Annotated in this window: 3 protein-coding genes; 1 reads left to right on the top strand and 2 read right to left on the bottom strand. The window is 65.3% G+C overall.

What is annotated here, in order from left to right; genetic code table 11:
• Positions 1 to 219: 219 nt before the first annotated feature.
• Both AX681_RS08225 and AX681_RS08220 read right to left on the bottom strand, forming a co-directional pair.
• Positions 220 to 636, bottom strand: a complete 417-nt coding sequence (locus AX681_RS08225) for a hypothetical protein (protein ID WP_066664673.1) — start codon at positions 634 to 636, stop codon at positions 220 to 222.
• 161 nt (positions 637 to 797) lie between these two features.
• A complete protein-coding gene (locus tag AX681_RS08220) occupies positions 798 to 1,616 on the bottom strand; it encodes a flagellin (RefSeq protein ID WP_066664679.1) in 819 nt (272 codons plus the stop codon).
• Positions 1,617 to 1,921: 305 nt separating this feature from the next.
• On the opposite strand from AX681_RS08220, the gene AX681_RS08215 reads away from it, so the two are divergent.
• A complete protein-coding gene (locus AX681_RS08215) occupies positions 1,922 to 3,673 on the top strand; it encodes a methyl-accepting chemotaxis protein (protein ID WP_066682034.1) in 1,752 nt (583 codons plus the stop codon).
• The last annotated feature ends 173 nt before the right edge of the window (positions 3,674 to 3,846 follow it).

Below are 3,846 nucleotides of genomic sequence, written 5' to 3'. Positions count from 1 at the left end.
ATGCCACAGGCGGGTCGCATCGGTCAGGGTCAGCGTCACGCTCACGCGGAACTCGGGCTGCGGGCCCATGCCCCAGACGCGACGGTCGGGGTCGTTCTTCAGCAGTTGCGTTTCCCGCGGGTCCATCATGCTCGTTCCCTGTTTTCGAGCGCCGTATCCTGATCCCAATTGCCGGTTGCGGAGCCGGAACAAAATACTGCGCGACTACCTATTGTAGAACTACAATGCCGCTTCGGCGGCGGCGGAGAGGCTGCTGAGCGCGCGGGCGTGCGCGCCCACGATGCACAGTTCGGCGTAAAGTCGGTCCCACATCGTCGCGGGGATGGTGAGCATCGCATCGTCAAGCAGATGACGGCGCACTTCGATGCGGACGACCGGGTCATGGGCCAGGCTGAAGGTCGCGGCGAGCGGGCCGAACGAGGTTTCGTCGGGCAGTTGCTGGCGTCCGGCGAGCCGCGCGGCGACGAGATAGCTGCACAGCAAGTCCGCACCATGCACGTCGAGCCGCACTTCCGCATCGAGATCGGGGCGGCCAAGACGGATCGACGGACCGCGCGCCCCACTGTCGATCGTGACCCGCAGTCGAATGCCGGTGGCGTCGATGATTTCTCGGATGCGGGGGGCGCTGGTTACCATGCCATTGTTATAGAAACGACAATGACGACACGGGTGCCTAAAGTGAGAATTTCGTCGCAATTGCAGATGATAGCCGTGGTCGCGGTAGCCGTCTCTGAAGCTCAAAAAAACGGGCCGGAACGCTTCCGCGTCCCGACCCGCCTTTGTCAGGGTAGTTTTTATTAACGGAACAGCGAGGTGATCGTCTGCGGTGCCTGGTTGGCAATCGACAGCGCCTGAACGCCCAGCTGCTGCTTGACCTGCAGCGCCTGGAGCTTGGCCGATTCCTTCGCCAGATCGGCGTCGACAAGGTTGCCGATGCCGCTCTCGATCACGTCCGACAGCTTGCTGACGAACGACTGCTGCCCCTCGATCTTACGCGAGGCAGCGCCCAGGGCGCTCATCTTGGTGTTGATGGCAGTGGCCTGGGTCTCGAGAGTACCCACCATCGTCTCAGCCGTGGCGGCCGAGTTGAAGGTGGTGCCGATCGCGGTTACGATCGCGGTGAAGTCCTGGTTGGCCACGTCGAGCGTGTCAGCGGCCATGTCGGTCGACTGAAGCGCGCTCACCGAGCCGCTCGCTGCCTTCAGCAGGTTGGTGCCATTGAATTCGCTGGATTCGATGACGGTTTCGATCTGCTCCTTGAGCCCATCGAAATCTGCTGCGAGCGACGTGCGGCTGGCCGTGTCCAGACCCGCGTCCGAAGCTTCGATCGCCTTGGCCTTCATCTGGTTGACGAGGTCGGAGATCTGCTCGGCACCGGCAACCGCGACGTCAACCGTGCTCTTTGCACGGCTGAGCGACGAGCCGACCGACTTCAGGCCACCCAGGTCGCCGCGAAGCGTCTGAGCAACGGCGAAGGCAGCCGAGTCGTCCTTGGTCGACGCGACATTCATACCGGTGTTGATGCGGCTCTGGGTGGTAGCCAGGGACTTGTTGGTCTGATTCAGGCTCTGGAGAGCCGCCATCGCGCCAACGTTCGTGTTAACCGAAAAAGCCATGATCATATTCCTTCTGGAAAATTGGCCGCTTCTGCAGCCAGGTCCTTAGACGCAGGCCCAGCGACGGGCTGCACAGCGCATCCCGCCTTTGCATTTTGGGAGACCGGAGCATCATCCGGTCGCGGCCGGGCAATATTGATGGTTAGCAGCGCGTTAAGCTGCGTGACGCCCCCTGCCCGCGGGCCGGGAACTGCGAATTGGGGAGTGCGGTCCGACCGGAGACACCCAAGCGCGCCTATATTGACCGGACGGTAGGATGCGGATTGCCGCACCCTCATCTCGCGACAATCAAAGGCACGATACCGATGCAGAACTGGCCGATCTGGCGCAAGCTTGCCGCCTCATTCCTTGCCCTCCTTCTCACCTTTGGCGGCGTCAGCGCGCTGATCGTCAATGCGATTGGCGGGCTCGAAAAGGCGCAGACCGAGAAGGCCAACGCCTATGCCGGCGCGCGCGCCAGCCAGACCCTGCTGTATCTGACACTGGAGCAGATGAACGCGGTGCGCGGCTTCACTATTCTGGGCCAGCCGGCATTTTATGAGACCTATATCGAGAATCGCGACAAGGTCGCCGAAGCGGTCGACGAAATCCGCAGCGTTTCGCAGGGTCACGATTTTGGCGGGCTGATCGATGAATTCGCAGCGGCAACGGCCGAGTGGCAGAAGGAAAAGCTCGAGCCGACGATTGCGCTCGCCCGAAATCCGGCAACCCGCGCCCAAGCGCAGGAACTGGCGGGTCAGAAGCAGTTGAGCCGGATTCGCGATGCCATCAAGGCACTCGCCGCTGCGCAGAAAAGTCGCGTCGAGGCCGCCGATACCGAGGAGGCAAGTCTGCGTGCCGGGGTCCGCTGGACGTTGGGCCTGGGCATCGCGGTCATGCTGGCGCTGTCGGGCGGCCTCGCCTTCCTGCTGAACCGATCGATCGCCCAGCCGGTCGCCGCCATGGTCGGCAAGATGGGTCGCCTTGCCGCCGGGGACCATGCGGTCGAGGCAGAGACCGGGGACCGTCGCGACGAGATCGGCGACATGGGGCGCGCGCTCCACGTCTTCCGCGACGCGGCGATCGCCAAGGAAGCTGCCGAGGTCGCCAAGCGCGCCGATGAGGCTGAGCAGAAGAAGATCGTCGACCTGCTGAGCGGAGCGCTTAAACGGCTGTCGGCCGGCGACGTGTCGCACAGCATCGACGCGGATGTCGCGCCGACCTATCGCGGGCTGCGCGACGATTACAACTCGGCCGTCGCTGGCCTGCGCAACCTGGTGCATGCCGTCAGCGAGAGCGTCGAGGCGATCCGCACCGGAACCAGCGAAATCGCGAGCGCAACCAACGATCTGGCGCGCCGCACCGAGAGCAATGCCGCCTCGATCGAGGAAACCGCCGCAGCGGTCACCCAGATCGACGGCAGCGTCCGGGCGAGCGCTGCCGCCGCCGGCGACACCGTGTCGCGCGCCGACCGGGCCCATGGTGCCGTGGCATCGGGCCGCGCGGTCGCTGAAGAGGCGATGCAGGCAATGACGCGGGTGTCCGACAGCGCCAAGGGCATCGACGATGTCATCGAGGGGCTCGACAAGATCGCCTTCCAGACCCGCGTGCTCGCGATGAACGCCGCGGTCGAAGCGGGACGTGCGGGCGAAGCCGGCCGTGGCTTCGCGGTCGTCGCCGACCTTGTCTCGGCACTGGCGATGCGCGCGGAGGAGGAATCGAAGCAGGCGCGCGAACAGCTGACGGCGACCCAGGTCGATATCGAAGGCGCAGTCGAGGCGGTGCGCCGCGTCGATTCCGCGCTGGTCGGGATCGCCGGCGATGTGGAGGAGGTCAACAGCCTGCTCGGCACCGTCGCGGAAGGCAGCCGGTCACAGGCGACCGCGATCAGCGAAGTCTCCGGCGCAATCCAGTCGCTCGACGGCGCAACGCAGCAGAATGCGGCGATGGTCGAGCAGACCTCGGCAGCTGCGCAGGCTCTGAGCGCCGAAGCCGATCGGCTTGCCGAGCATGCCAGCGCGTTCCAGCCGGGCACCGCTAGCCGCCACACCGGCGCATCGCTGCACATGGCCGCCTGATCAGATCCCCCATTCGCGCTGCCTTCCCGGAGCGCGAACGGCCCGCCCGCTGCACGCCGCCCACTCCCTCGTGGTGTCGTGCGGCCGGGCGGGCCGACTTCTTTTGGTTGCCGTCCAGCTGCGCTGGACCGGGCGGCACCGGCCCGCTCCCCCACCCGGCCACCCATTTCAGA

The sequence above is a fragment of the Sphingomonas sp. CCH9-E2 genome (genome assembly GCF_001557215.1).
In the GTDB taxonomy this organism is placed as follows: Bacteria; Pseudomonadota; Alphaproteobacteria; order Sphingomonadales; family Sphingomonadaceae; genus Sphingomonas.
This window is presented reverse-complemented; position numbering and strand designations above follow the sequence as displayed.

Coding starts and splice junctions, on each gene's coding strand:
- AX681_RS08220 (WP_066664679.1), bottom strand. CDS start 1,616: ATGGCTTTTTCGGTTAACACGAACGTTGGCGCGATGGCGGCTCTCCAG.
- AX681_RS08225 (WP_066664673.1), bottom strand. CDS start 636: ATGGTAACCAGCGCCCCCCGCATCCGAGAAATCATCGACGCCACCGGC.
- AX681_RS08215 (WP_066682034.1), top strand. CDS start 1,922: ATGCAGAACTGGCCGATCTGGCGCAAGCTTGCCGCCTCATTCCTTGCC.